Source organism: Massilia eurypsychrophila (assembly GCF_002760655.1).
Classification (GTDB): Bacteria; Pseudomonadota; Gammaproteobacteria; order Burkholderiales; family Burkholderiaceae_D; genus JAFCUW01.
Genome location: NZ_PDOC01000082.1, coordinates 1 through 963, shown reverse-complemented (window position 1 = coordinate 963; position 963 = coordinate 1). Strand labels below are relative to the sequence as shown.

General features: G+C 55.6%; 1 protein-coding gene. It reads left to right on the top strand.

Translation table 11 applies throughout. From position 1 onward, the window contains the following. Positions 1-222: 222 nt before the first annotated feature. Positions 223-837: a hypothetical protein gene (locus CR105_RS28140; RefSeq protein WP_131021834.1), complete on the top strand. Its 615-nt coding sequence runs from the start codon at positions 223-225 to the stop codon at positions 835-837. Positions 838-963: the final 126 nt, after the last annotated feature.

Sequence of the window (963 nt, the reverse complement as noted above, 5' to 3'; positions counted from 1 at the left end):
GCTCCACGCGCTCCCGCCAAAGCGCCTCGCGTTCTACAAACTTCATCGGTGGCTTCCCTCAAGTAGAAAGGGAAATAGTGTGGACGGGGTGATCAGAAAATCATAGATGGGACGGCCGGACGCTTACAATATAGCGACCACCGGTGGGTACCTGCATCGAGCCGAAGTGGACCGCCACGACGCCGTTCTCGCTGCTGTGAAGAAGCGCCGTGGGCGCATACGATGAGCGAAAAGCCAGCAATTGGTTTGAAGGTTCCCTTCGGTCGACTCGGCCGAATGGTCGCCCCGACGGATTCGCTCGAACGCGGTCTGGCATGTGGTTGCGAATGTCCTGGATGCAGTACCAAACTCCTACTCATACACGGCAAGAAGCGCCTCTATTTCGCGCACTGCAACGCCCCGGCAACGAATCGTTGCGTCGAGCTTTCGATTCATTCGGCAGCCATCCAGGTGCTAATGGAGGCAAACTACATGCCACTCCCGCTATTGCATGTTGAAGTCGCTAAGCGAGCGACGGACTGGACCGAAGTTCAACGAAGTCACCGAGTCCGGGAGTACAAGATTGCGTACTTTGATCAATGCCGCGCTGAGGTAACTTACACTGACGGCGACTTTGGTACCATTCGCGCCGATGTCGTCTGTTACACGCAAGGGCAGGAGCTGCTGGTTGAGATGTGGTATACGCATGCGGTCGATGCGGACAAGATAGCGAAAATTGAACGCCTTGGAATGCCCGCCATCGAAATCTATCTTGGCGATCTGGACCTTAACAATGCAGTCGCTGAAATCGAGCAACGCGTGCTGGGAAGTACGCAGTACAAGCAGTGGCTGTTCTAGGTTCTGTCGCATTAGCGAACATCGACGGGGTAATCGGGTAAGCTGCGGCGCCCGAACCCAGGACGACTCGACATGCTCAACTTCAAAGGGATGCGCTTTCCGATCGATGTGATCCTGGTCTGCATC

Coding starts and splice junctions, on each gene's coding strand:
- CR105_RS28140 (WP_131021834.1), top strand. CDS start 223: ATGAGCGAAAAGCCAGCAATTGGTTTGAAGGTTCCCTTCGGTCGACTC.